The sequence below is a fragment of the Williamsia sp. 1135 genome (assembly GCF_002095395.1).
Taxonomy (GTDB): Bacteria; Actinomycetota; Actinomycetes; order Mycobacteriales; family Mycobacteriaceae; genus Williamsia.
Map to the genome: position 1 here is coordinate 185653 of NZ_MJEI01000105.1, position 25599 is coordinate 211251.

The window sequence follows — 25599 nt, forward strand, 5'->3', positions numbered from 1 at the left end:
ACACTTCACGGATCGGCCGCATTGCTCAGAGAAAGGATCACCCCAACTCGACTTGTCCGCAGGATGAGAAAAACGAATATATCGTCGCCGACAGGCTGTGCGATGCGATGAATTCGCGATTGTCACTCGTCGGCCGCATGGTGTCTGGGAGGTGGCTGTGAAGGGTTCGCCCGAGGAAGGTGTCTCGCTCGACGGCGCTCCGACGGTCGTGGGGGTGCTGCTCGCCGCGGGTGGGGGAACCAGGTATGGAATGCCGAAGATCCTTGCAGAACAAGGTGATTGGCTGCGACTGTGCGTTGCTGCACTGTTGGCAGGAGGCTGCTGCAAGGTGTTCGTCACGGTGGGTGCGGCAGCGGTGGCGATGCCTCAGGGGGCCGAGGCGGTGCAGGTACCGACGTGGCGTGAAGGACTGAGTGAGTCGGTGCGCGCGGGGCTTGTTCGCGCCCGCGGCCGCCAGGGTGTGGTCGGGGTTGTTTTACACGTTGTTGACATTCCGGATGTCTCGGCACCTCAGGTCGAGAGACTGCTCGCCGCGGCAGGCCCTTCGCCCCGGGCACTGGCCCGCGCGACCCACTTCGGGCAAATCGGCCATCCGGCATACATCGGTGCCGATCACCTTGGCGCCGTACTCGATTCACTGAGCGGTGATCGCGGCGCGGGGCCCTTCTTCGCCGGCCGGGGCGACGTCATCGACGTCGAGTGCGGCGACCTCGGCACCGGCCTCGATCACGACCATCCGAGGCCCCGTCCCTAACCGACGATCGTGTAACCCAGTGCGCCCTCGGCGAATCTACGGACCACCGGGCGTGCAGCGGCGAGGGGTTCGTCGTAGCCCTCGCGTGCGTAACCGGTCAGGCAGGCCTCGCCTTCGTCGCCCAGCGGTTCGATCGCGATCTCGGCGAGCATCTCGCCGGTGGTGGGTTCACAGACGGCCCAGGTGAATCGGGTCTCGTCATCCCACCCGCGTTCGCAGGCGCGCACGTAATCGGGGTCGGTGACACCGGCCAGCGCGAGCGCCGGCCGGTCGGTCACCCGGTCGTCATCACGCAGGGCGCGCAGATACCATGCGCCTGCGTTGATCTCGACAGCCTCGATGGTGCGGTCCTACTTGAGCTCGAACAGGACAGTGCCCTGGGTGACCGCGGCACCGGCTTCGATGGACAGTCCCTTCACGACGCCGTCTTTGTGGGCGGTGACCGGGTTCTCCATCTTCATGGCCTCGAGAACCACGACGAGTTCGCCCGCGGTGACCTCTTGGCCCTCGGTGACGGCCACCTTGACGACGGTGCCCTGCATGGGTGCGCTCACGGCATCACCCGATGCCGCGGCGGCGCCGCCCTTGGCGCGGGTACGAGACTTCGGCTTCTTCTTGACGGCGCCGTTCGAACCGCCGCCCCCACCGAGAGCGAGATCGCCGGGGAGCGAGACCTCGAGGCGACGTCCGCCGACCTCGACCACGACGGTCTTGCGTGGCTCGGCGTCGTCTTCCTCGATGGGCTGCGCGCCGGTGTAAGGCTCGATCGGGTTCTCCCAATCGGTCTCGATCCACTTGGTGTAGATGTCGAAGCCTTGGCCGTCGCCGATGAACGCGGGATTCGAGACGATGTGGCGGTGGAACGGGAGCACGGTGGCCAGGCCCTCGACCTGGAACTCGGCCAGAGCACGACGTGAACGCTCGAGCGCCTGCTCGCGGTTCTCGCCGGTGACGATCAGCTTCGCCAGCATCGAGTCGAACTGACCGCCGATGACGTCACCCTCGACGACGCCGGAATCGACGCGGACACCGGGGCCCGTCGGTTCCTTGTAGACACTGATGGGTCCGGGGGCGGGCAGGAAGCCACGACCGGCGTCCTCGCCGTTGATCCGGAACTCGAAGGAGTGGCCGCGGGGGGTCGGATCCTCGGTGAACTCGAGCTTCTCGCCGGCGGCGATCCGGAACTGCTGACGCACGAGGTCGATGCCCGCGGTCTCTTCCGTGACCGGGTGCTCGACCTGCAGGCGGGTGTTGACCTCGAGGAACGAGACCAGTCCGTCGGCGCCGACGAGGAACTCGACGGTGCCGGCACCGTAGTACCCGGCTTCCTTGCAGATGGCCTTCGCCGAGGAGTGGATTCTCTCCCGCTGTTCAACCGTGAGGAAGGGGGCGGGTGCCTCTTCGACCAGCTTCTGGAAACGCCGCTGCAACGAGCAGTCGCGGGTGCCCGCGACGATGACATTGCCGTGCTGGTCCGCGATGACCTGGGCCTCGACATGGCGGGCCTTGTCGAGGTAACGCTCGACGAAGCACTCGCCGCGGCCGAACGCGGAGACGGCCTCACGGGTCGCCGAGTCGAACAGCTCCGGAATCTCTTCGATCGTGTACGCCACCTTCATACCGCGACCACCACCACCGAATGCTGCCTTGATCGCGACGGGCACACCGTGCTCCTCTGCGAACGCGACGACCTCACTGGCGTCCTTGGCGGGGTCCTTGGTGCCGGGTGCCATGGGGGCGTTCGCCTTGAGGGCGATGTGGCGCGCGGTGACCTTGTCGCCGAGATCTCGGATCGATTGCGGGGACGGCCCGATCCAGGTGAGCCCGGCGTCGATGACGGCCTGGGCGAACTCGGCGTTCTCGGACAGGAAGCCGTAACCGGGGTGGATGGCGTCGGCGCCGGACTTGGCGGCGGCATCCAGGATCTTGTCGAAGACGAGGTACGACTCGGCCGAGGTCTGGCCACCCAGGGCGAAGGCCTCGTCGGCCAGCTTCACGAAGAGGGCGTCCGAATCGGGTTCTGCGTACACCGCGACACTGGACAGGCCGGCGTCCTTGGCGGCCCGGATCACTCGAACCGCGATTTCTCCGCGGTTGGCGATGAGGACTTTCGTGAGTGCTGTGCTGGCGTGACTTGGCACTTGATCTCCTGTTGGGCGCTGGTGGATGAGCGTCGGCGACATTGTCTCGGGTATCGATGTCTCGGTACGTCGGCCGCCGCGGCCACGGGTCGTGGTCGGCAGCACTCAATGGAGTCTAAGCACCTCGTTCTCCGGGCTCGACCCCAACCCACAGATCGCTCGCTCGGTGCGGTTTTCCTACTCGCGGGTAACTTTTCCGTAGGTGCTCTGGTCGCCGATCGCGGTGAGGAAATCCCCGAATGCGCCGAGGAAACGGCCGACCTGATTGTGGGTTCGTCCGTGTGACGGGAAGCGGGCCGAGATGCGCAGACCCGACGCCGTGCGGTTGACCCAGATGTACACCTCGTCTGCCGAATAGTTGTGGCTGCGCAGAACCCGTGCCCGGCCGGCGTCGGCCTCGGCGTTACCCGGCGCGAAACGCAGATCGATGAACGACACCACGAACTTCGGCTCCGGGAAGTCGAACTCTTTTCCGAGGATCTGCCCGACGCGAAGGAACGGCAGACTCGATGCTTTTCGGACCCGCCGCAGTTCCTCGGTGGCACGTCCGATCGCCTGGCCGAAGTCGGCCGGCTGGGAGCTGTCGAGCCGGAACGGGACGGTCGCCACGAACCAGCCGAGGGCCCCGAACCACTGCTGGTCGCCCCGGGTGTGGCGGGGGATGACGCACCGCATCACCGGGCCACCGCCGAGATCCGCGTACACCGCGCCGAGCGCCGCCATGACACCGGCGAAGAGTGAGCCGCCCGCCGCCGAACACACAGCGGTGAATCTGTTGGTCTGTTCGTCGTCGAGCAGCTCGGCGGTGATCGACCCTTGCGGGGTGAGTTCGGCGTGCTCGTGTGTCCCGGGCTCGTGGCCGAGTTCGGGCTCGGCAGGGTCGGCGTCACCGCCGAGCTCGAAGCCCGGTAGCTTCCCGCCGGTGTCGCGCAGGAAGTCCGACCACACGGCGATCGCCTCGTGATCGCTGCCTGCCGCGTCCGCCTCACGGCGCTGATACGCGCTGAAATCGACGTACGAACCCACGGCGGGCAGGTCGGGTTGGACCTTGCGTCGGCTCGCCGCGTACAGCGACACCAATTCGTGCTGGGCCATGATCAGCGAGTAACCGTCGACAAGCGAATGGTCGGCCGCGAACAGCAGGGTGAATGAACGTTCGCGGGCGACCGTCGCGAAAAGGTATGCGGGCCACTGCAATGGTGCGGTCGCGCGGTCGAAGGTGCCGCTGAGTTGGTCGAGGAGCGGTCCCGGTTCGCCGTACCAACCGACCTTGCCCATCCTCAGTTTCACCGAGCCGGGGGGCGTCGTCATCCGGGCCAGACGGTCGGCCCAGATGACCACATGACTGCGCAGCACCTCGTGCCGGTCGATCCACATCGAGAAGGTGGAGCGGATGGCAGGGATGGACAGGGGCTCGTCGAAATCGATGGCCAGCCCGAGCCAGGATTCGCGTCCGCCTTCACGGCGATGGCGAAGCCGGTACTCGAATGCCGAGCGCAGGTGCTGCTCGTGATTGTGGGACGTGGGCCGGGAATCGGCCTTCCAGTGTGCCAATCCGCCATCGGTGTACGGCGACCACTCGACCAGCCCGCCCGGCTCGACGGGCTGGTCCAGCATCTGGATGAACTTCATCGACCCGTCGGGCCCAGGTGCGCTTTGATGCGGGCGAGCATGGCCGCCATCCCGCGAAGTCGCAACGGGCTGATCGCGGAGTCCAGGCCGAGGCTGGTGTAGAAGTCGCCGGGCACGGCCAGTATCTCCGCCGCGCTGGCCCCGTTGAGGCCCTGATGCAGGATGGATGCGAATCCGCGGGTGGTCGGCGCCTGTGGTGGAGCGCTGAAGAAGAGCTGGATCGAGTCGGGGTCGGTGTCGTCCACCGAGAGGAACAACGGTGACTGGCACTCGGGCACCGGTTCCATCGCCGCCTCGGCGAGGTCATCCGGCAATTCGGGGAGTTCGTCGGAGAACTCGAGTAGCAGCTGGATCTTCTCCGAGTCAGAGAGGGCGGCGAAGTCCTCGATGATCTCGTCGAGCGCCGCGGTCACCGTGTGCCACTCGCGGTGCCCGGTTCGTCGCCGGTGACGATCGGCGCCCGCACCGCGTTGCCCCATTCGGTCCAGGAGCCGTCGTAGTTGCGGACCTTGTCGAAACCGAGCAGATGCGTGAGCACGAACCAGGTGTGCGACGAGCGCTCCCCGATGCGGCAGTAGACGATGGTCGACTGGTCGGGGGCGAAGTCCGAGTACAGCTCGCGCAGGTCTGCGGCCGGTTTGAACCGCCCGTCCGGGGCCGCGGCCTTTGCCCACGGGATCGACACCGCGGTGGGGATGTGGCCGCCGCGCAGGGCACCTTCCTGTGGATACTCCGGCATGTGGGTGCGCTCACCGGTGTATTCCTGCGGGGATCGGACATCGATGAGTGGTTCGGTGCCGATGCCGGCCCTCACCTCGTCGGCGAAGGCTCTGATCTGCGAGTCATCGCGCTGCACGACCGGATAGTCGGATTCGGGGTAATCGGGGACATCGAAGGTGATGTCGCGGTCCTCGGAGAACCAGGCGTCACGGCCGCCGTCGAGCAGGCGGACGTCTTCATGGCCGAACAGGGTGAACACCCACAGGGCGTAGGCGGCCCACCAGTTGCTCTTGTCGCCATAGATGACCACGGTGTCATCGCGGCGGATTCCTTTGCTGCGCATCAGCTCTGCGAACTGTTCGCCGGAGATGTAGTCGCGGGTCACCGGGTCGTTGAGGTGCAGATGCCAATCGACCTTCTGCGCGGTCGGGATGTGCCCGATGTCGAACAGGAGCACATCCTCGTCGGATTCGACGATCTTGAGACCGTCGGTGCCGAGGTGGGCGCTGAGCCACTCGGTACTGACCAGGCGCTCGGGGTGAACGTACTCGGCAAAGCCGGGGTTGTTGTCGATCTCCACGGTCACGGGTTTGCTCCAAATCGGCTGGGCGTTACGGGGGCGAATACCTCACGAGCGTAGTGCGCGGGAGGTGCTCGTGGAGCTACCAGGGTTGCCGCAGGAACCGGGAGAGTTCATCGAGGAAGGATGTGATGACCGGCTCGGCGGCCTCGGTGCCCGGATACCGGGTGCGCAGGGCGAGCCCGCGCTCGGTCCGCGATATCCAGAATTGCGCGTCGTCGGCTGTGGTCACGTTGGACACGTGGTGCGCCCCGATGTCCTCGTGCGCGGCCGCGCCGGGGAGTCCGCGGTAGTCGACGAACGAGACCATGAAGATGTCACTTCGCTGATGGTTGAGGCCTCCCATCGCGGCGAGTACGTGTGGGACGGGCACCTCGCCGAGGGATACCGCCGTGCGCAGTGCCGGACCGGCACGCTGAACGGATTCGCTGAAGTCCTCGGTCGCGGCCACCTTGATCGGTGCGTTGGTCGTGAACCAGCCGACCGCACCGCGCCACTGTTCCGAGCGGCGTGTGTGCAGTGGGAACAGTAGTGACATCTGTGGGCCGCCCCCGAGAACCCGGACGCACCGTGCCATCGCGGCGAGCATGCCCGCGAACACGGATGCACCATTGCGCCGGCAGAACACCTCGAAGGCGGTGGTGGTGTCCGCGTCCAGCAGGTCGCGCAGGTCCACGGCCTGAGGTGCCGCCTGACCGGGAGGGAGTCCCAGATCGAGTGGGAAACCCGGAGGGGTGTTGTCGTGCTCGTCGAAGAACTTCAGCCAGGCGCGCATCCGCGGGTCCCGGGGGCCGACGATCGCGGCCTCTGCTTCAGCGGCGCAGTAATCGACGAAGCTGCCGGCCATCGGCATCGTGTCGGCGAAGAATCCGCCGGGTTCTTCGAGGCAACCGCGATAGAGCTGATAGAGGTCGTCGATGATGATCGACATCGAGTACGCGTCCACGTGCGCGTGGTCGAAGCCGCAGAAGACGGTAGAGCGCTCGGCCCGATCGATCGCTGCCAACAGGTAGGCGGGAAAACCGAACGGGTGGCACGCCGTGTTCAACGTGCTCCACAGCAGATCCCGCAATCCCTCAGGTGAGTCCGTTCGGGCCATCGGCTCCTGTTTCAGGATCAGCTCGGCGGGGTCGTAGAGTTCCCTTTCGATCTCGCCGTCGCGTCGCACGAATGCACTGTGCAACGTGCCGTGGCGTGCGATCAACAGGCGGTAGGCGCGCTCGAGTGCCTTGCCGTCGACCCGCCCCTCGATATCGAATGCTGCTGCGAGCCAGACGCTTTCGCCTTCGGATCCGCTCAGGTGGAAACCCTGGTTGAACGAGGGCGGTACCGGCGAAGCCACCGGTCGAACGGCTCCGGAATCGACCGTCCACTGCATCAGGTCGCCGGGATCGGGCAGGTAGTGGTCAATGGTGGTGACGTGCAAGCGCGGTTACCTCGATCCGATGTTCATGGCAGGCGCATCTCTTCCGTCGCAAATACCGTGGGTCCCGGACTGGGTACAGCGTAGTCGCCGCTGCTGACGACTCGATCGAATACCGACCACAGGTGTTCGTGGTACCGCTTGACCTGGAGCTGCGCCAGAGTGGTGTCCGGGGTCTGGCTGCCGAGGTAGAGACGATCGTCGTCGCGGTTGAACCACATCGAGGCATTTGCGGTCCGGCCTTCTCCGGTGAAGAGCACGCCGCGGTCATAGGCCTGGCCTCCGTATCCGGGGAACCGGCGAAAATCGATGTAAGACAGGAGGTTGGGACTTGCCGCGACGTCGGCGGGCGAGGCGCCCGAACCCAGCAGCGCGGCGATGACGCTTTGTGCGGGAACGGCGGCGAGACGTTTCGCCCTGGTGTAGCCGGCAAACGCGGCCGGCACCAGATCGGTGAACGATCGTGCGCCTTCGACCTTGAAGGCGACCGGGGCGAAGTTGCAGAACCAGCCCTGGGACATCCCGAAGTCGGCGAGCAACCGCGTCGCGAGTACCGAGATACCGAAATAGTCGGCGCGGGCGGCGAGTTCGTACTCCGTGAGTGCAACCGCGGCGTAGATCCCCGACAAAAAACTGCCGCCGGCCTCTGCGCAGATGCGCTCGAACCGGGCGATGCCGTCGGCGTCGAGCAGGTTCAGTTCGACCGGGCGGACCGGGGCCGTCTCGCCTGGCGCCAGGCCCATGTCCAGGGGGAATCCCGGCATGGATCCGCCATGTGAATCGAAGATGTCGCGCCACTCGACGATCTCGGCGGAGTCGGCGTCGAAACCGGCGGCGAGTTGATTTTCCAGCCGCGCGTACTCGACGAAACTGCCGGTGGGTGCGCTCGCGAAGTGAGCCGGTGCGCTTCCGGTGATCTCGGCGTCGTACAACTCGGCGATCTCCGCGAGCGCCAGAGCCTGGGAGGCTCCGTCGCTCAGCGCGTGGTCACACCCGTAGTAGAGGGTGAAGCTGCCGGGGCGGCTGATCGCCCCGAATGCGAAACCCGGCCAGCTCATTGCCACCGCTTCATTCCCGAAGCGGTTGTGGAGGTACTCCCGGAATTGTTCGGATTCGGTGAACTCTCCGGCCACCCCGACCTCGAAGTCGACGGCCTCGGGATCGAGGAGGTGTCGGGTGATCGCGACCCCGTCAGTGTCGAACCAGGTCCGCAGACCTTCATGGCGTAGTACGAAGCTGCGCAATGCCCGGGTCAGGGCACTGCGATCGAGATCACCGTCGATGTCGGTGCCCGAGCCGAGATAGGCCTTGTGGTCACCGCCGCCTTGCCGAGCGACATGGCATGCCCTGATGTGGTTCTCCTGCAGGAATGACAGGGGGCCCGCGTCCTGGGCTGCCGCTGCCGCGCGTTCCCGCGCCGTCGGCGTCGGATGCCACTCGAGCAGGGTGCCACCGGCCGGGGTCCACCAATCCATCGCGGTGATGATCACGTTGAGCGCCTCTCTGTACCGGGGAGTCGTCCCGCTGGTCTAGGCCGGGAACTTGTCTTGCGAGTAAGGGATCGTGAGCGAGGTCAGTGAACGGCCGGCGGTGGGATGATCACCGGCGCGGGCGAACCCGAGCAGTAGTTCGCCGAGGGCATCGATGAAGCGTCGTACTCCTGCCTCGGCGACCTCGGTTGCAGGGAAGCGAGCTGACACCGTCATGCCGACCGGGGTCCGGGCGATCCACAGATACACCTCGTCGTCCGAGAATGTGCCGCTGCGCAGGGTGCGTCCGCGCCACCGCTCCCATTCCGCTGCGCCGGGCACGAATCTCACGTCGAGGTAGGAGACCACGAACTGTGGGACTGCGTGTCTTCCGAGCAATTGGGCGATGCGAGGGTAGGGAAAGCGGGCGAAACTCTTGGTGGCGGCCACCGCCTCTGCGCCCGCCCTCATGCAGTCACCGAAGGTCTCGGCGGCCGTGATGTCCACTTCGACCGGGATGATGCCGACGTACCAACCGACGGATTCGACGTACTGTGACTCGTGGCGGGTGTGCATCGGCATCACGAATCGCAGCGTGGATTCGCCCACGAGTTCGCGTTGCACCAGTGCGAGCGACGCGAGTACGGCCGACTGCATGTTGTGCCCGAGTTCGTGGCAGTTGGCGTTGACCTGGGCGACCTGCTCGGACGACAGCAGCCACGTGGACATCCCGTTCTGCTGCCGGCCCGCATGCGGGTTGATGCCTTCGGGTTTGACCGGAAGTCCGAAACGGGGGAACTGCCCGCCGCCCGCGTCGAGAAATCGCTGCCACTTCTCGACCGCGTGATGCTCAGGGGTGAGTCCGCCGCCGATGACGCGATCGTTCGCGCTGAAGTCGACGTGACTGCCGATCTCGGACAGAGCCGGATCGATTCCGTTGAGCTCGTACGCGTACAAGCGCTGGATCTCGCTGATGCCCAGCAGCATCGAATACGCGTCCATCACCGAGTGGTCGGCGCCGAAGACCACGAGGAAGCCGTTGCCGGCAATCGGTGCGTCGGGGTCCGAGACGGTTGCCACCAGGCAGTGTGGCCACGTCAGCGGTGAGATCTGGGTGTCGAACAGGTCGACAAGGTGTGCGCGTACGTGAGCCCCGTTCCTGAGGCGACCGACGGGATGGGGAGCCATGTCGAGCACCTCGCCCGAACTGGTGAGCCGGGTGAGGCAGGTACTGCCTTGGGCGTCAACAGTCTTGGTCACCGTGGTTCGGAAGGCCTCGTGTCGGAGCATCCAGGCCCGGAGCGTTCGCCTGACGGCATCGGCATCAAACGGTAGGTGAATCTCGAAAGCTGCTCCAAGCCAAGCAGATTGACCGTTCGATGGTTCGCCCGACATCCCGCGCGTGTAGTGGTCTTCGTGGTCGTAGGTGAGAGGACGGGAGTCCACAGACCAGCACGCGCCGTCGGCTCCGGTGGTGGGTATCCACTCGGTGAGGCTGCCCGAGGGCAGCGGATAATATACAAGTTCAGTGAATTCCATAGTCCCGCATCCGGTTCCGGTGATGACGTGTAATTGCGATCGCTAATCGTCGGAGAGGTTCTGACTGCGCTTCCCAATCGTATGGCCGGACTCTCGCGATTTCGTCACGAGGATAAAGTGTTGTTCATCACTTTTAGCGTTGCAAACAGTCGGACAACACAGTTCTTCGAAAGAGTGCGAGAAGGTTGTCGAAACGCTGAAAACAATCTTCTAACAGGCATTTTGCCGGACGCGGTGAGTGTGGTGGGCAAGCGTCTGTGCGGCATTGTCGCGCAGTTTTTGCGAGTTGGTGTCGGGCATGTGACATCGATGTGAAATAAGTTGGCTTACAGTCACTTTGACAGGACGTGAAATCCGGCCGGACCATGTGCCACTCTTGCGGGGATTCGTTGGCAGGGACTAACCTTCGGCTGTGGGGTAAACGCTTGGCGGAATACAGGCGTCGTTCGGTATTTCTTGTGCGTTATCTGTTGGCGCCGTGGCCGCGTAGCCAAATGTGATCCAACAGGGCGACCAGAATCGGTGTCCAATAGGAGGAGAAACGCGATGGGCAACCGATCACCGCTGGCGATCGAGGCGACCGGACTCGTGAAGACCTACGGTACTTTTCGCGCCGTTGACGGCATAGACCTCGCGGTACCTGCGGGCATCGTCTACGCCGTGCTCGGACCCAACGGGGCAGGCAAGACCACCACCGTGCGTATGCTCGCCACGCTGCTTCGGCCCGATGCCGGACATGCTGCGGTGTTCGGTTACGACGTCGTCCGCGATGCCACGGCCGTGCGTTCCCTGATCGGGGTGACGGGTCAATATGCATCCGTGGACGAAGATCTGACAGCGGCCGAGAACCTGATGATCTTCGGCAAGCTCCTCGGCTTGTCGCGGACCGCGGCGAAATCCAAAGCGGCTGAACTACTCGAGGAGTTCGGCCTCGAAGCCGCGGCCGGCAGGTCTCTCCGGCACTTCTCCGGCGGTATGCGCCGTCGCCTCGACCTCGCGGCGAGCTTGATCTCGCGCCCGCCGTTGCTCTTTCTCGACGAACCGACCACCGGACTCGATCCGCGAACGCGCGCGCAGATGTGGACCACGATCCGAGCGCTGGTCGCAGCAGGCTCGACTGTTTTGCTGACCACGCAGTATCTCGAGGAAGCCGATCAGCTGGCCGATCGCATCGCGGTGATCGACAACGGCCGGCTTGTCGCGGACGGAACCGCGGACGACCTGAAGGCGGCCGTCGGGTCCTCGACCCTCATCTTGGCCCTGGGTGATCCCGCGGCAGCCGGGGAGGCGGCGGGCATTGTCGCCGGCTACACGCGCACGGAGGTCACCGTGTCCGGCAACGGAGGGGTCGCCGCACCATTGGACGATCTCTCGCTCATGCCGGAGCTGTTGTTCGCCTTGCGAGCGGCGGGCATCGAGCTTCGGGAGATCAATGTGCAGAAGCCCAGCCTCGACGAGGTGTTCTTCACGATCACCGGGCAGCCCACCGAGGTACCCGAGATCCGGGAGGACGCCGCATGACCGCCGGAACCGAGATCCCGTTCGATCCCGAAGTCGCTGCGCTGCTTGCCGACCGGCACATCCCGAAGCACGTCTCGATGGGCAGATCGGTCTCGCAGGCACTGACCATGGCCGAGCGCGGGTTGCTCAAGATCAAACACAATCCGCAACAGCTGTTCGACGTGGTCATCCTGCCGATCGTGTTCACGGTGTTGTTCTCGAGCATCTTCGGCGGAGCCATCGCCGGCAACGTCAACGCGTATCTTCCGCTCCTGATCCCGGGTGTGCTCGTCCAGGTCGCCGTCGCCGCGTCGGTGACCACCGGTGTGCAACTGCGCGAGGATCTCGACAAGGGCGTCTTCGATCGTTTCAAATCCCTTCCCATCGCCAGGATCTCACCCCTCGCCGGTTCGCTGCTGGCAGATGTGGTGCGCTATGTCGTGGCGACCGGGGTGACAGTTCTTGTCGGATTCGCGATGGGGTACCGGCCCGGAAGCATCGCCGGGCTCTTTGCCGGCTGTCTTCTCGTCATCGTCGTGGCATTCGCGTTGAGCTGGATATTCGCGCTGATGGGTGTCCTGATGAACAAGGCATCCACGGTGCAGGGGGTCTCGATGCTGATCCTGATGCCGCTGACCTTTGTGTCCAACGCGTTGGTGCCCGTCACCACGTTGCCCGGATGGATGCAGTCTTTCGCGTCGGTCAATCCCGTCTCGCATCTCGTGTCCGCGGTGAGAGAACTGGCCGTCGACGGACATTTCGGTCCGCAGATCGCGTGGTCGCTGATCGGAGCACTCGTGGTGCTCGCCATTTTTGCACCCCTGACCCTGCGGGTGTACATGCGCAAGACCTGACCGATCTGTCAGCCGGCGGATCGACCTGTGCGAACTTCTGACATCGAAGGAGCGTGATGGATTCGAAGTGTTTGTCGGTGGTGGTCCCCACCTTCAACGAAGAGGAGGTGATCGGCGAATGTCTTGAACGCTTGAGCCGCCAGCTCGACTACATCCTCGAAATCGTGGTCGTCGACAACAACTCGACCGACAAGACAGCAGACATCGTCGCCACGTTCACCGAGCGGCATCCTGAGATCAGGATGATCTCCGAGACCCGGCAGGGACTCGTCTTCGCCCGCAATGCCGGTCTCGACGCCAGCGGCGGCCCAGCAGTGGCGAGGATCGATTCCGACACACTTGTGCCGCCACACTGGGCTCGGACGATCGTCGAGTTCCTGCAGAGCGACACAGAACACCGATGGGCGGCGCTGTGCGGCCGGGGCGAGGCGTATGGACTGCCCTATGGAGAGGCCTTGAAGGGTGTGAAGGAACGGATCAGTCCGTTGCGTGCGCGACGAGTCAACACAACACGCGCGGGCATCCCCACGCCGATCGAAGTCAAGGACGTTCCGGTCCTGTACGGCTCCAACATGGTGCTACGCCGCGAGACGTGGTTACAGATTCGCGAGCGGGTCAGCCTGCGACGTGACCTGTTCGAAGACGTCGACACCGGACTCTGCGTACAGGAATCGGGCGGACGAAATGCGTTTCTGCCGGACATCACGGTGGGTGTCTCACCCCGGCGGATGGAGACGAGCGTGCCGGCGTTCCTGACCTACATGATCTGCCTGCCGCGAACCCTGTTGGTACACAGACGGTTCGGATGGGCAGCACTGGCTGCCCTGGTGTACCTGCCGATGGTCACCGCACTCCATGCCGTTCGACTGGTCGTGATCCGGGCCTACGACAAAGAAACCGGGGAGTTCGCGGCCAAGAACATGCTGCGGCCGACCCACGATCGGATCATGCCGTGACACCACATCCGCTGCCCTGGGACAGCTGAGCCGCGACCGCGCGGACATCACGATCGCACGGCCTGCTCGACAAGCTCTGCTGCCGCGGTGACCGCTGCGGCAGGCGTGACCAACTGCTCGGACAGCCCCCGCGCCGCGCGGGTGTGAACAGGCGTCAGCAACTCCGCGAGCGCGCTGCGGAATCCGCTCTCGTCAATCTTGGCGAGTGGAGCACTCAACCCGGCGCCGCTGCGCCGAATCTGCCTGCCCCACAAAGGCTGGTCAGCGCCCAGCCAGTAGACGAGTGTCGGCAGTCCTGCCCGCAGCGACGCGGCGATGGAACCCGCGCCACCGTGATGGACGGCCGCGACGCACTGGGGCAGGATCGCGTCGTGGTCGACGGCGGGAACCGCGTGAATCCGGTCACCGGGCGCATCGAACGTCAAGCCACCCCATCCGGTGGCGAGTAGAACCCGCAGTCCCGCGGCCTCGGTGGCGGTCGCGATCACCCTCGCCAGGCGGTCGGGGTCTGCCACGGCCATGCTCCCGAATCCGACGTAGAGCGGTGGTGGTCCGTCATCGAGCCACCTCTGCAGCTCGTGGTCGGAGTGCCCGTCGCCCATCCGTTTTCGGGTCTGAGTCGTGAGGTTGAAGAATCCCACCAAAGGTCTGCGCGCACCCCACTCCGACGTCAGGCCGGAGAACAACGCGGCGTCGTAGGCCTGGATCTCCGGCACTCCTTGCCTTCCGATACGGGTGGCCGCGGGTGCGTCGGCCGCGGGCAGTCCCAACTCGGATCCGAGCGTGTTCTCGGCCGATCGGGTTGCCCGCCAGAGGATTTGTTCGAGTACGGTCCAGCTCGCGCGTGCCACCGGTGGCGGAGGATTGATACCGAACTGCGTGAGCAGTGAGACCTCACCGTTGCGGCGAATCGGACACAGATGGATGGGGATGTAGGGGATCCCGCGTACCAGCGCGACGTTGAGTGCACGTTCCTGGCCTGCGCTTCCGCCGATGATGGCGTCCGCGCCGGCGGTGAGGTCGAGCAGTTCTTGCTGCATCGTCCGCCCGCCCCTGAGCGTGATCTCTGACACCGCACGCAGTTTGGTGACCGGATTGTTGGACTTGAGGTCCCGTGAGACGACCTCGGAGCGAAGAAGTTCTCGAGTGTCGAGTCCGTAGCTGTGTACCGCCAGCCCGGAGCCCCCGGCGAAATCGGTGAGGTTCGGTGGGACCGCGAGCACGACTTCATGACCGCGCACGGCCAATTCACTGCCGAGTGCGATGGCGGGCTGCACGTCGCCGCGACTTCCGTTGAACGCCAGTACAAATTTCATCGCCCCTCGTTTCGGCCAAAGCGGGCTCGATCTTGCGGTAGCGGTTTCGCTGACCCTGCACGACCCTAACGTCTCACCTAGGATGATGTGAATGACGGCGGTCGGGGCCGAGACAGTGCGGGGAGGCGATGATGCGTTTTGTCCTCGCGTTCAACGGAACGCGTGGTGATATCCAGCCCGCGGTTGTGCTCGGTGCAGAACTGCTGCGACGTGGACACGAGGTGGTGTTCGGGGCGCCGCCCAACCTGGTCGAGTTCGCGGCCGGGGCCGGACTCGATGCACGCCCATTCGGCTACGACACCAGGGCGCACATCAACTCGGCCGTCATCCGGGAGGGCGTGCGTACCGGTGGGCCTCTCAAACGCGTCCGCGCGCTTGCCGAAATCCGCGATCACGGTTGGAGCCAGATGGTCGACGAGATGTTTGGGCTCGCAGTGGGTGCCGACGCGATCGTGACCGGATTCACCACGGCTCAAATAGTTTTCGCATTCGCACAACGAGACGACGTTCCGTTCTTCGTTCTGCATCATGCACCCGTGGCGGAGAATCCTTTCGTCTCGCCGTTCCCCGGGGCACCCCTGACGCTTCCTGCTCGCGTGAACGCAGTCAGTTGGGCTGCCGTCACCGCGGCGTTCTGGATGCTGACCAGGGGACGGGAGAACCGGCTCCGGCACCTGCTCGGGCTCGGCCCGGCCAAGCAACCCCTGTCACCGCGAATGCAGGCCTACGGAGCTGTCGAGGTCCAGGCATACGACCCTGTCTTCTGCCCCGAACTCACCCGGGTGTGGGGTGCCCGTCGCCCACTCGTCGGCTTCATCGATCTCCCGGCGGGCCTGCGACGCCGGATCGGCTCCGACCCTGTGGACCCAGAGACCGAAGCCTGGATCGAGAGCGGGGATCCTCCCATCTATTTCGGGTTCGGCAGTATGCCCGTACCCGATCCGGAAGCTCTGTTGAGCGCGATCGACGAGGCCTGCCGAGCGTTGGGGCAGCGCGCCCTGGTGTGCGCGGGATGGAACGACTTCGGCCAGACCTCGACCGAACGCGTGCGCGTGGTCGGTGCGGTCGACCACGGACGCGTGTTCGCGCGATGCCGGGCGGTGGTCCATCACGGCGGGGCGGGCACCACGTCCGCCGCTGTCCGGGCGGGCAAGCCGGCACTGGTGTGCTGGCTCGGTTCGGACCAGCCCTTCTGGGGACGGCAACTCGAGCGAATGGGCGCGGGAGCATCGATACCGCTCAAAACCCTGAATGCCGACGTTCTGACGAAGAATCTCGAGTTGATTCTCGGTATGGCGTACGCCGAGCGCGCAACGGAGGTGGCGTCCTGCCTCATCCCCGCCGAGCAGGCCGCCGCAGGCGCGGTCGACCTGATCGAGAACGCCGCCCGGCAGAGGCGCTCGATTCGATTGTCGGCCTGATCGTGACGCGATTGGAGCCGGAAGACTTCACCTATTGGTTCGTACACCGTGCCTTCGGGTGGTCGGTGGTGTTGCAGGTCTTGTGGACGTTCGATCGTCCGCCCTCGCGCGATGCGCTCATGGCCGTCAACGCGCACCTGGCGGCCAGCCCCTTGAATCGACAACTGATTACGTCGACGTTTCCCTTCTCGCGCCCGCGCTGGGTCCACGCCGAGATCGAACCGGAACTCCTCCTGGACGAGACAGCGATCGAGAGCCGCGCGGTCGAGGTATGGGCGGCGCAGGAGATGTATTCCGCGCCTTTGGAACCCGAGAGTGGACCGCCGTGGCGGCTGCGGGGCACGGCCACCGTCGATGGCGGCTTCGTGCTGTCCCTGACCACGCTGCATCTGATCGCAGACGGTAAGGCGACGGTGTCGGCCGCGGCAGACGCGCTCGGAGGTAAGGGGGTGGACGCCCTGTCCCTGCGTCCTCGGATTCATGCCGGCGCGGCGGATGCAGGTGATTCGATCCGTCAGATCGTCGCCGCGGCGTACGGCGTCGTGCGCGCGGCGATCACTACGCTGCGCCGCGACTCGACGCCACCACCCCCGACGCGGCCACCCCGTCCGCCGATGAATGTGAGAGCGCCCGCTGCCGCCGGACCGTGGGCGATCGTCAGTGTGGACGTCGACGCGTGGCGCAAGGTCGCCGAGGAGCACGGCGGCACCGCGAACAGCCTTTTTGTTGCGGTGATCTCAGGGTTGTTGCGAAGCAGCGGCTACGCACCACTCGGAGAACCGATCAAGGTGGGGGTCCCCGTCAGCAACAGAACGGCCGACGACGAGGGAGGCAACGCCACCGCGGGGGTCTCGGTCCACCTGACCGACGAGCCGGCCGCCGGCGGCGACCTGGGCCCGATCCGGCGAAAGTGCAAGGCCGCCTTCACCGTGCTCGCAGAAGGCCGCAGGCCTGCCATGATCCATCTGCTACCGCTGATGTGGTTGCTCCCGACATCTCTGATCGTCAAGGCGGTCAGCTCGGGCAGCGGGATGCCCGACGCGGTCGCGTCCAATCTCGGCGCCTTCGCCTCGGAACTCTCAGAGCTGGGCGGGGTACCCGCCTCTGGTGTCGCCTTCCGCGGAATCGCGCAGGGGGTCAATCCGTCGCAGCCCTACCGGTTCGGCGAGGGTGTCCAGTCCTGGCTCCTCGAGGTGGGCGATCAGCTCACGTTCTCGGTGGCGGCATTCGACGAATCCCGGTTCGGCGACCGGCCGGAGCTTCATCGCCTGCTCACTGCAGAACTCGACGCCTGGGGACTACCGCACCGCATCTGGTGATGCGCTGACCGGAGGACGAACACATATGTCTGAGCAAGGAAAGCAAGCAGATCGGGTCACCGGTGCGGATGAATCCTATCTGTTGGCCGAGGATCTTTTCGGCCTCGGTGCGCCCATCCAGTTCCTGTGGGTCTTCGACCGACACCCCGGTGAGGCGGCGCTGGTCCGACTGCGGGATGAGCTGGCAGCCGGGTCGCTGAACCGGAGGGTACGCCGGACCCGGGTACCACTCGCCCGCGATCGGTGGATCCGTCACGACGAGGTCCCCGATCTCAGACTTGCGCATTCACCGATCGCCGACGACGAGATCGGGGCGTGGATGGACGAACGTGTTCGGGGTTCGGCCCTGCGACCGGCGGACGGTCAGGGGTGGCAGCTGGACGGTGCACCGACCGATTCGGGTGGGTACGCACTGTCACTCCTGGTCTCGCACATGGTCTCCGACGGACAGGGTGTCTATGGGGCACTCGCCGCCGCTCACGCAGGAGCGTCGACCAACACGTTGCCCACATTCGATCAGACGCGCGGTTGGCCCGGGATACGGGACGATCTCACCGATGCCAGGGGGCAGGTCGCAGCGGCTGTCCGGTCGGGTGCACTCCTTGCCGCGGCGCTGTGGAAGCAGCGCAGTGAGGTGGACAGCGTCCCGAAGGACCCGAACGCCCCGAAGGCGGCGGTGTCACCGGATCGTGGTGGTCCCGAGACAACGCTCGCCACGGCGGATGTGGACAAGGAGCAGTGGATTGCCCGGGCGGCCGAACACGGTGGCACGTCGAACAGTTTGTTCACGGCGCTACTCGGCGGCTTGGTGCAACGCTCGGGGTATCCCGTTCCGGCGCCGGCGATGCGGTTGTGTATCGCCGTCAGCAGGCGCAGCGACGGCGACGAACGTGCGAATGCATCTGGTGGCGTGTGGATTCGAGTGCCAGGGGAGATCACACCCGACCGTGGGCTCGGCGAGATCAGGGCGCTGAGCAAGCAGGCCTTCATCGACTACGCGAACAACGGTGCGGCCGCGGTGGCCGACAACCTGCAACCGGTTGTGCGTCTGCTACCGAAACGATTGATCGGGAAGATGATGCAGTCGATACCGGGCCCGGACACCACGGTGTCGAATCTGGGAGTCGTGCCGCAGACCGCGCTCGAGCTGGGCGGCGAGACGGCGACGTCGTTCGGGATCAGAGCGATCATGCAGGGCCGCCCTCCAGAGCATCGCAGGACGCTGGGACCTGCGGTGGCGGCCTGGGCAGTCGAGTACGGGGACAAGGTGACGATCACGTTCTTCGGGATCCACCCGGACCACTTCGGAGATGCCGATCTGATGCGCAAGCAGATCGGGGAGGAGTTGACGGCGTGGGGTCTCGATCACCGGATGTGGTGACGAGCCCGAGCGGCGGCGGAACCTGACGAGCGGTGGTTGTCACACCCAGAGGTCGGTGACGCTCACTCCGACATTGTCGAGCAAACTGCGTACCAGCGGGAGGCTGATGCCGATCACCGATGACGGATCGCCGTCGATCCCGTCGACGAACCAGCCGCCGCGGCCGTCGAGCGTGAATGCCCCGGCCACGGCCAGCGGCTCTTCGGTGGCCACATAAGCTTCGATCTGTGCGTCCGTCGGACTACTGAAACGTATTGTGGTCGCGACGGTTCGGCTCTCGGAGGCCACGATCTCACCCGCGATCAGTCGCACCACGCAATGGCCCGTCAACAACTCGGCCTGCGTGCCGCGCATCGCGTGCCACTGGGCTCGGGCGGCGGCAGCGGTATGCGGTTTGCCCGTGAGTGCACCGCCGTGATGGAGCATTGAATCGCACCCTACGAGTACCACGTCTTCTCGGAGGCGGGGATCGAGCGAGGCCACCACGCTCTCCGCCTTCGCACGGGCGAGAGTGGCAACGACGTCCGCGGGTGGTGCGCTCGAACCGATCTCGGCGATGAGAGCTTCCTCGTCGACGTCGGACACGTGAACCACCGGATCGAGTCCGGCTGCCTGCAGGATCCGAAGCCGCGCCGGTGAGGCCGATGCCAGTATGAAACGGGTCATCGAGACCTCACCGGCGCGTCCACCGGGTGTCAGTAGCCGAACGCGAGGTTCGGGAACACGCTCGGAGCCAGGCCGGTTGCCGCCCGCAGGCGATCGGACGGAGTGCCCCACAGGTTCCGCGGGCCGCTGTCGACCGGTCCACCCGAAACGCCGGCGGACGCGAAAACGCCTACGAGCGCTGCGACCTCGGCGTCAGACGGGTTGCCTCTCACGACCGTGAGAAATGGCTTCGCCGGTGCGGTATCCGTGGCCTCTGCCACCGTGTCGTCGCTCATAGGGGGATGTTCCCGTGCTTCTTCGGCGGCATGTTGACGAGCTTGCGCTCGAGCAGCTTGAGTGCGGTGGCGATCTGGCCGCGCGTGTGCGAGGGCGGGATGACCGCGTCGACATACCCGCGCTCCGCGGCGACGTATGGATTGACGAGGGTGTCCTCGTACTCCTGCTGCAGCTGCAGGCGCAGGGCATCGACGTCCTCGCCGTTTGCTGCGGCATCCTTGAGCTTGCCGCGGTAGACGAACCCGACGGCACCCGAGGCGCCCATGACCGCGATCTGCGCTGTCGGCCATGCCAGGTTGACGTCGGCGCCCATGTGCTTGGACCCCATGACGTCATAGGCACCGCCGTACGCCTTGCGCGTGATGACGGTGATCTTGCCGACGGTTGCCTCGCCGTATGCGTAGAGCAGTTTTGCGCCGCGTCGGATGATGCCGTTGAACTCCTGGTCGGTGCCGGGCAGGAAGCCGGGCACGTCGACGAGCGTGATGATCGGGATGTTGAACGCATCGCAGGTGCGGACGAATCGCGCCGCTTTTTCGGAGGCGTTGATGTCGAGGCAACCGGCGAACTGGGTCGGCTGGTTGGCCACCAGACCGACACTGCGACCGTCGACGCGACCGAAACCGATGATGATGTTCGTCGCACGCCCGGCCTGGACCTCGAGGAACTCGTCGTCGTCGAGGATGCGGCGGATCACCTCGTGCATGTCGTACGGCTGGTTCGGCGAGTCCGGGATGAGGGTGTCGAGTTCGAGATCTTCCTCGGTGAGGGTGTCCTCGATCGATCCTGCGGCCGGCTCGGCGACGGGCAGTCGCGGCGGATCAGCCCGGTTGTTGCTCGGCAGGTAGCCCAGCAGCTCCTTGACGTAATCCAGGGCGTCTTCCTCGTCGCTGGCGACGTAGTGCGCCACACCGGATTTCGCCATGTGCGTCTGGGCGCCACCGAGGTCTTCCATCGTCACGTCCTCACCGGTGACTGTCTTGATCACGTCGGGGCCGGTGACGAACATCTGGCTGGTCTTGTCGACCATGACGACGAAGTCGGTGAGTGCGGGGGAGTAGACGTGCCCGCCGGCCGCAGCGCCCATGATCAGGGAGATCTGCGGGATGACACCGGAGGCGCGGACGTTGCGGTGGAAGATCTCGCCGTAGAGACCCAGGGAGACGACGCCCTCCTGGATGCGGGCGCCTGCGCCCTCGTTGATCCCGACCAGGGGCCGGCCGGTCTTGATGGCCAGATCCATCACCTTGACGATCTTCTCGCCGTAGACCTCACCGAGGCTGCCACCGAAGACCGTGACGTCCTGGCTGAAGACGCAGACCTCGCGGCCGTCGATGGTGCCGTATCCGGTGACGACACCGTCTCCGAGTGGCCGTCGTTCGGCGAGCCCGAAGTTGGTGCTGCGATGACGCGCAAGGGCATCGAGTTCGACGAACGAGCCATCGTCGAGCAGGTGGGTGATTCGCTCGCGTGCGGTGAGCTTGCCTTTTTCGTGGGTCTTCTCGACCGCTGCCTCACCGACCGGGTGCTTCGCCTCCGATAGGCGATTGTGCAGGTCAGCGAGCTTTCCTGCGGTCGTGTGGATGTCCGGGGTCGGTTCCGCGTCCTGGGGGGCACTCGTCATGGCCTTGATGCTATCCACTGCCCTCGGTGGGGGTGCAGACCGGGCTAACCTGAGGTTTCTCTCATGTTTGATCCGGTACTCTTCGACACACATAAAATCGCCCTCACAGCTCTAGGCTGTGACCTCATGACCGACACGCGCGCACCGCTGGATCCCGACGTCCTCATCGCCAAGGTGGCGGGCACCAGATGGCGGTCGATCCGGGTGGTGGAGGACACCGGTTCGACCAACGCCGACCTCGTTGCGCTGTCGGGTTCGGGTGACGGCACGGGTTCGGTCCTCGTCGCCGAATACCAAAGTGCAGGCCGCGGCAGACACTCGCGGTCGTGGACGAGCCCGCCCCGCTCGCAAGTCGCCCTTTCGGTGGCCGCAGCGGCCGACACCTCGGATCAGCCGAGTGCCCTGGGTTGGCTTCCCCTGCTGACCGGGCTGGCGGTCGTCGAAGCGATCGAGGCGGTGAGTGACCTGAAACCGGAACTCAAGTGGCCCAACGACGTCCTGCTGCCGGGCGACGGCGACAGCCGCAAGGTCGCCGGCATCCTGGCGGAATTGACGCATGGACCTGCGGGGCCGGTCGTCGTGATCGGGATCGGCATCAACGTCAGCCTGTCGGAGGACGAACTGCCCGTGCCGACCGCGACGTCACTGAGCTTGGCCGGCGCCGAGGTCGACAGAGCCGAGCTGGCCGCGGCCCTGCTCATCGCACTCTCGCGCAGGCTCGATCAGTGGCCCGCCGACCTCGGGGTCGTCGCCGAGGACTACCGCGCCGCGTCCGCGACCCTCGGGCATCGGGTCAGGGTGCAACTGCCGGTCGGGGACGAGCTCGTCGGTGTGGCCACCGCGATCGACAGCACCGGGCGAGTGGTGGTCGATGTTGCCGGGGGTGAGCAGGTCGCCGTCGCGGCCGGCGACGTCACCCACCTACGACTGGTGGACTGAGGGCCTGCGCTAGCGCCGTTCCATGCTCTTCGTGCCCATCGCGGGAACGAGGAACATGATCGGCAGGCCGATCACCGCGTGGATGATCGCGGTCGAGATACCCGTGGTCCAATCGCGCGAGAGCAGCAGTGGGATCAGCACTGCCGCAATGATCAGCAAGCCGACGATCCACGAGAAGAACTGGTTGGGTGAGGGTGTCGCCAACTGCAGGACGTACCAGAGAGCTCCTGCGAAGAGCGCACACAGAAAGGCCACGACGGCGAACCAGTACTCGTCGTTGGCCATCGGGTTCCACACACCCAGCTTGCCGGTCTCGTTCACGCGCTCGATGACCAATCGGATCAACCAGGCGACCAGCCAGGCCGCAAGACCGGTGACGATCGCAGTGGCCAGGACGCCGCCGATGAACATGGTCGGGTTGACCTGCGGCCGGTTCGACTTGGGGCGGCGCGGTGGCTGCCCCGCAGGTGCCGCCTCGTAGTACTGGTCCGCGGGCTGTTGGCCCTGCTGTGGGTACGACTGGCTGTACGCCTGTGGTTCCGGGTCATAGCCCCGGTCGTAACGCGCGGTACGCGGTTTGTTCGGGTCGTTCGGATACATCTCGCACCTCCCTATGCGTCTGAGTCTACTGACCAGCGGCGCCGTTGCGCGCGAATCCTCGCCGAAGCCCACCGGGACACCGGCATCTGGTTTGATTGCGATGCAGTGGAACCGCGCGCACCGGTCGCGGGAGGCGTGGCGCGAGTCGGAGGGGTTTGTCGATGGGGTATCCCGAGAGCATCCTGGCCCAGGGCGAGCGGGTGGTGCTGCATCACCATCCGCATTGGAAGTGTCTGCTGCTCCCGACCTTCGTGTTCATCGTCGGTACGGCCCTCGCCGGTGTCGCCGGTGGGTACCTGTCCACCTCCGATATCAACTCCACCGCGAAGCTCGTGGCGGGGATAATCATCGCCGTGGTGTGGCTGGTGATCGTCATCTGGTTCTTCATCCGTCCATTCATCAGCTGGCGCACAACTCATTTCGTGCTGACCGATCGAAGGGTGACCTACCGGAACGGGATCATCACCCGTTCGGGCATCGACATCCCGGTGCAGCGCATCAACTCGGTCGAGTTCCGGCACGGACTGGTCGACCGAGTGCTGCGCACCGGCACCCTGATCATCGAATCGGCGTCCGAGGATCCATTGGAGTTCAACGACATCCCGCACGTCGAGCGGGTGCACTCCCTGCTCTACCACGAGGTGTTCGACACCCGCGACGGTGACGACTTCCGCCGTTGATCCGCCGCCACCTCGGCGCCCGATATATTCCAGCCGAAACATCGGTGAAACCTTCTGGGTAAAAGTCCGAAATGTGCGAGTCCGACGATCACCTCGTCAACGCTCCATCGCACCGTTAGGACGCCCATGTCGTTCCTCTCCGTGATCGCCCGCGGTCGCACCGCCGAACACCCCGTGGACGAGATCCCTCCGCTCGTCCGACTCCTCCCGCTCGGCCTCCAGCACGTGCTCGCCATGTACGCCGGAGCGGTCGCTGTCCCGCTGATCGTCGGTGGCGCCATGGTGAGCGCCGGCGAACTGGAATCGTCGGACATCGTGCACCTGATCATGGCTGATCTGTTCGTCGCGGGTATCGCGACAATCCTTCAGGCAGTCGGCTTCTGGCGTTTCGGCGTGAGACTGCCCTTGATGCAGGGCGTCACTTTCGCCGCGGTCGCCCCGATGATCACGATTGGTGTCGAACACGGCATCACGGCGATCTACGGTGCGGTCATCGCCTCCGGATTGTTCATGATCCTCATGGCGCCGGTGTTCGGAAAGCTCATCCGATTCTTCCCTCCGCTGGTCACCGGAACGATCATCTTGATCATCGGGGTGTCGCTGATGCGGGTCGCAGCAGGCTGGTTCGGCGGCGGCACTGCGAAGGGACCTGATTTCGGCGCCCCGAGTGCCATCGGTATGGGATTTTTGACCCTGTTGATCATCCTGTTGATCGAGCGATTCGCTCCGGACGCGTTCCGCCGGGTGTCGGTGCTGCTCGGTCTGGTCATCGGCACATTGATCTCGATTCCGTTCGGAATGCCCACCTGGGACAACGTGAGTCACTACGACTGGGTGGGCTTCGTGCAGCCGTTCCAGTTCGGCGCACCGACGTTCCAGATCAGTTCGATTCTCGCGCTCATGATCGTCGCCATCGTGATCATGACCGAGACCACCGGCGACACCGTGGCGGTCGGCGAGATCGTCGGCAAGAAGATCACCCCACAGAAACTCGCGGATGGCCTGCGCGCAGACGGGCTGGGGACGGTCCTGGGCGGCATCTTCAACACGTTCCCGTACACGGCATTCGCCCAGAACGTCGGTCTGGTTGCCATCACCGGCGTCAAGACCCGTCACGTCGCGACCTGTGCCGGCATCATCCTGGTGATTCTCGGACTGCTGCCCAAGATGGCCGCGATCGTCGAGGGCATCCCGATGCCGGTTCTCGGCGGCGCGGGTGTGGCGCTGTTCGGCATGGTTGCCGCCAGTGGCGTGCGAACCCTGTCGAAGGTGAAGTTCAACAACTCCAACATCCTGGTCGTCGCGATCTCCGTCGGCGTCGCGATGCTGACCGAAGCCAAGCTGTACTACAGCGATCGCAACCTGGGCGCCGCGCCGGTGGACGTCGCTCTGGACCTCTACGACCAGTTCCCGGACTGGTTCCAGACGATCTTCCATTCAGGTATCTCGGCGGGTGCGCTCACGGCAATCGTCTTGAACCTGCTGTTCAATTCCGCAGCCATGCGCAAGGACACGATCGATGAGGACGAGGTCGGAGGAGGCGGGTTCGACGCCCCGCGCGGTCCGTTTCTCGACCCGCGGGATGCGCTGGAGGCCGCCGACCCGTCGACCAGCAGCGAGAAACTTCGAGCACTGGCCGAGAAGCACGAAGATCTCCACACCATCATCGTCACGAATCCGAACGCCGAGGCCGACCTGTGCGATTGGATCCGGGACCAGGACAACCCCAAGGTCAAGCAGGTGTACGAGAAGTGGGACGGACACACCCACGGGGAGTTCTCCAAGCGCGGACGCACCTGATCGAAGCGC

23 protein-coding genes are annotated in these 25599 nt (G+C 65.2%); 10 read left to right on the top strand and 13 right to left on the bottom strand.

Translation table 11 applies throughout. The features are described from left to right. Positions 1-157: 157 nt before the first annotated feature. Entirely contained in the window at positions 158-754 is a 597-nt protein-coding gene (locus BFL43_RS24075) for an NTP transferase domain-containing protein (protein WP_276206119.1), read from the top strand. On the opposite strand, the gene BFL43_RS24080 is transcribed toward BFL43_RS24075, so the two are convergent. The 8 genes from BFL43_RS24080 to BFL43_RS24115 all read right to left on the bottom strand — a co-directional run bounded on the left by BFL43_RS24080 (position 751) and on the right by BFL43_RS24115 (position 9979). Next, positions 751-1095 (bottom strand): hypothetical protein, encoded by a 345-nt coding sequence (locus BFL43_RS24080; RefSeq protein ID WP_084895494.1) that lies wholly within the window; start codon positions 1093-1095, stop codon positions 751-753. The genes BFL43_RS24075 and BFL43_RS24080 overlap by 4 nt on opposite strands. Before the next feature lie 9 nt (positions 1096-1104). Next, on the bottom strand, positions 1105-2895 hold the full coding sequence (locus BFL43_RS24085; RefSeq protein ID WP_084895728.1) for an acetyl/propionyl/methylcrotonyl-CoA carboxylase subunit alpha: 1791 nt from the start codon (positions 2893-2895) through the stop codon (positions 1105-1107). A 177-nt stretch (positions 2896-3072) separates the two neighbouring features. Continuing rightward, positions 3073-4527, bottom strand: a complete 1455-nt coding sequence (locus BFL43_RS24090; protein WP_084895496.1) for a condensation domain-containing protein — start codon at positions 4525-4527, stop codon at positions 3073-3075. Next, positions 4524-4940 (bottom strand): SufE family protein, encoded by a 417-nt coding sequence (locus tag BFL43_RS24095; RefSeq protein WP_240498446.1) that lies wholly within the window; start codon positions 4938-4940, stop codon positions 4524-4526. The genes BFL43_RS24090 and BFL43_RS24095 overlap by 4 nt, the downstream gene beginning before the upstream one ends. Next, on the bottom strand, positions 4937-5833 hold the full coding sequence (locus BFL43_RS24100) for a sulfurtransferase (RefSeq protein ID WP_084895499.1): 897 nt from the start codon (positions 5831-5833) through the stop codon (positions 4937-4939). The genes BFL43_RS24095 and BFL43_RS24100 overlap by 4 nt, the downstream gene beginning before the upstream one ends. A 76-nt stretch (positions 5834-5909) precedes the next feature. Continuing rightward, on the bottom strand, positions 5910-7253 hold the full coding sequence (locus tag BFL43_RS24105) for a condensation domain-containing protein (RefSeq protein ID WP_143695515.1): 1344 nt from the start codon (positions 7251-7253) through the stop codon (positions 5910-5912). Positions 7254-7276: 23 nt separating this feature from the next. Beyond that, on the bottom strand, positions 7277-8740 hold the full coding sequence (locus BFL43_RS24110; RefSeq protein WP_084895501.1) for a condensation domain-containing protein: 1464 nt from the start codon (positions 8738-8740) through the stop codon (positions 7277-7279). Positions 8741-8779: 39 nt separating this feature from the next. Continuing rightward, positions 8780-9979: a condensation domain-containing protein gene (locus BFL43_RS24115; RefSeq protein WP_168176712.1), complete on the bottom strand. Its 1200-nt coding sequence runs from the start codon at positions 9977-9979 to the stop codon at positions 8780-8782. 825 nt (positions 9980-10804) lie between these two features. Here BFL43_RS24115 and BFL43_RS24120 point away from each other — a divergent pair. The 3 genes from BFL43_RS24120 to BFL43_RS24130 are packed head-to-tail and all read left to right on the top strand — an operon-like array spanning position 10805 to position 13568. Then, on the top strand, positions 10805-11779 hold the full coding sequence (locus tag BFL43_RS24120) for an ATP-binding cassette domain-containing protein (RefSeq protein WP_084895505.1): 975 nt from the start codon (positions 10805-10807) through the stop codon (positions 11777-11779). Beyond that, entirely contained in the window at positions 11776-12612 is an 837-nt protein-coding gene (locus BFL43_RS24125) for an ABC transporter permease (protein ID WP_084895507.1), read from the top strand. The genes BFL43_RS24120 and BFL43_RS24125 overlap by 4 nt, the downstream gene beginning before the upstream one ends. A gap of 56 nt (positions 12613-12668) precedes the next feature. Continuing rightward, the gene (locus BFL43_RS24130; RefSeq protein ID WP_084895509.1) at positions 12669-13568 is read left to right on the top strand and encodes a glycosyltransferase family 2 protein; all 900 of its coding nucleotides are present in this window, start codon (positions 12669-12671) and stop codon (positions 13566-13568) included. 47 nt (positions 13569-13615) lie between these two features. Here the strand turns inward: BFL43_RS24130 and BFL43_RS24135 are convergent, their stop codons facing one another. Continuing rightward, the gene (locus BFL43_RS24135) at positions 13616-14884 is read right to left on the bottom strand and encodes a glycosyltransferase (RefSeq protein ID WP_084895511.1); all 1269 of its coding nucleotides are present in this window, start codon (positions 14882-14884) and stop codon (positions 13616-13618) included. 128 nt (positions 14885-15012) lie between these two features. On the opposite strand from BFL43_RS24135, the gene BFL43_RS24140 reads away from it, so the two are divergent. Genes BFL43_RS24140 through BFL43_RS24150 form a run of 3 tightly spaced genes read left to right on the top strand, consistent with a single transcriptional unit; the run spans position 15013 to position 19005 of the window. Further along, positions 15013-16305 (top strand): glycosyltransferase, encoded by a 1293-nt coding sequence (locus BFL43_RS24140; RefSeq protein WP_084895514.1) that lies wholly within the window; start codon positions 15013-15015, stop codon positions 16303-16305. 2 nt (positions 16306-16307) lie between these two features. Further along, on the top strand, positions 16308-17624 hold the full coding sequence (locus tag BFL43_RS24145) for a hypothetical protein (RefSeq protein ID WP_084895516.1): 1317 nt from the start codon (positions 16308-16310) through the stop codon (positions 17622-17624). A 25-nt stretch (positions 17625-17649) separates the two neighbouring features. Further along, the gene (locus tag BFL43_RS24150; RefSeq protein WP_084895519.1) at positions 17650-19005 is read left to right on the top strand and encodes a hypothetical protein; all 1356 of its coding nucleotides are present in this window, start codon (positions 17650-17652) and stop codon (positions 19003-19005) included. Between the two features lie 39 nt (positions 19006-19044). On the opposite strand, the gene BFL43_RS24155 is transcribed toward BFL43_RS24150, so the two are convergent. Genes BFL43_RS24155 through BFL43_RS24165 form a run of 3 tightly spaced genes read right to left on the bottom strand, consistent with a single transcriptional unit; the run spans position 19045 to position 21571 of the window. Further along, positions 19045-19671 carry a nucleoside triphosphate pyrophosphatase gene (locus tag BFL43_RS24155; protein WP_084895521.1) on the bottom strand — a complete coding sequence of 209 codons (627 nt, stop codon included), beginning with the start codon at positions 19669-19671 and terminating at the stop codon, positions 19045-19047. 29 nt (positions 19672-19700) lie between these two features. Next, positions 19701-19946, bottom strand: a complete 246-nt coding sequence (locus BFL43_RS24160) for an acyl-CoA carboxylase subunit epsilon (RefSeq protein WP_084895523.1) — start codon at positions 19944-19946, stop codon at positions 19701-19703. Beyond that, positions 19943-21571 carry an acyl-CoA carboxylase subunit beta gene (locus BFL43_RS24165; protein ID WP_084895525.1) on the bottom strand — a complete coding sequence of 543 codons (1629 nt, stop codon included), beginning with the start codon at positions 21569-21571 and terminating at the stop codon, positions 19943-19945. The genes BFL43_RS24160 and BFL43_RS24165 overlap by 4 nt, the downstream gene beginning before the upstream one ends. A gap of 126 nt (positions 21572-21697) precedes the next feature. On the opposite strand from BFL43_RS24165, the gene BFL43_RS24170 reads away from it, so the two are divergent. Next, positions 21698-22510, top strand: a complete 813-nt coding sequence (locus tag BFL43_RS24170; protein WP_084895527.1) for a biotin--[acetyl-CoA-carboxylase] ligase — start codon at positions 21698-21700, stop codon at positions 22508-22510. A gap of 9 nt (positions 22511-22519) precedes the next feature. Here BFL43_RS24170 and BFL43_RS24175 read toward each other — a convergent pair whose 3' ends face one another. Further along, positions 22520-23110, bottom strand: a complete 591-nt coding sequence (locus BFL43_RS24175; RefSeq protein ID WP_084895529.1) for a hypothetical protein — start codon at positions 23108-23110, stop codon at positions 22520-22522. A gap of 161 nt (positions 23111-23271) precedes the next feature. Here BFL43_RS24175 and BFL43_RS24180 point away from each other — a divergent pair, with 161 nt between their 5' ends. Both BFL43_RS24180 and BFL43_RS24185 read left to right on the top strand, forming a co-directional pair. Further along, a complete protein-coding gene (locus BFL43_RS24180) occupies positions 23272-23790 on the top strand; it encodes a PH domain-containing protein (protein ID WP_084895531.1) in 519 nt (172 codons plus the stop codon). Positions 23791-23916: 126 nt separating this feature from the next. Continuing rightward, positions 23917-25590, top strand: a complete 1674-nt coding sequence (locus BFL43_RS24185; protein ID WP_084895533.1) for a nucleobase:cation symporter-2 family protein — start codon at positions 23917-23919, stop codon at positions 25588-25590. Positions 25591-25599: the final 9 nt, after the last annotated feature.

Excerpts from the sequence above, each read along its gene's own strand:
- BFL43_RS24090 (WP_084895496.1), bottom strand. The coding sequence starts at position 4,527 with ATGAAGTTCATCCAGATGCTGGACCAGCCCGTCGAGCCGGGCGGGCTG.
- BFL43_RS24120 (WP_084895505.1), top strand. The coding sequence starts at position 10,805 with ATGGGCAACCGATCACCGCTGGCGATCGAGGCGACCGGACTCGTGAAG.
- BFL43_RS24125 (WP_084895507.1), top strand. The coding sequence starts at position 11,776 with ATGACCGCCGGAACCGAGATCCCGTTCGATCCCGAAGTCGCTGCGCTG.
- BFL43_RS24130 (WP_084895509.1), top strand. The coding sequence starts at position 12,669 with ATGGATTCGAAGTGTTTGTCGGTGGTGGTCCCCACCTTCAACGAAGAG.
- BFL43_RS24135 (WP_084895511.1), bottom strand. The coding sequence starts at position 14,884 with ATGAAATTTGTACTGGCGTTCAACGGAAGTCGCGGCGACGTGCAGCCC.
- BFL43_RS24140 (WP_084895514.1), top strand. The coding sequence starts at position 15,013 with ATGATGCGTTTTGTCCTCGCGTTCAACGGAACGCGTGGTGATATCCAG.
- BFL43_RS24150 (WP_084895519.1), top strand. The coding sequence starts at position 17,650 with ATGTCTGAGCAAGGAAAGCAAGCAGATCGGGTCACCGGTGCGGATGAA.
- BFL43_RS24155 (WP_084895521.1), bottom strand. The coding sequence starts at position 19,671 with ATGACCCGTTTCATACTGGCATCGGCCTCACCGGCGCGGCTTCGGATC.
- BFL43_RS24160 (WP_084895523.1), bottom strand. The coding sequence starts at position 19,946 with ATGAGCGACGACACGGTGGCAGAGGCCACGGATACCGCACCGGCGAAG.
- BFL43_RS24165 (WP_084895525.1), bottom strand. The coding sequence starts at position 21,571 with ATGACGAGTGCCCCCCAGGACGCGGAACCGACCCCGGACATCCACACG.
- BFL43_RS24170 (WP_084895527.1), top strand. The coding sequence starts at position 21,698 with ATGACCGACACGCGCGCACCGCTGGATCCCGACGTCCTCATCGCCAAG.
- BFL43_RS24175 (WP_084895529.1), bottom strand. The coding sequence starts at position 23,110 with ATGTATCCGAACGACCCGAACAAACCGCGTACCGCGCGTTACGACCGG.
- BFL43_RS24180 (WP_084895531.1), top strand. The coding sequence starts at position 23,272 with ATGGGGTATCCCGAGAGCATCCTGGCCCAGGGCGAGCGGGTGGTGCTG.
- BFL43_RS24185 (WP_084895533.1), top strand. The coding sequence starts at position 23,917 with ATGTCGTTCCTCTCCGTGATCGCCCGCGGTCGCACCGCCGAACACCCC.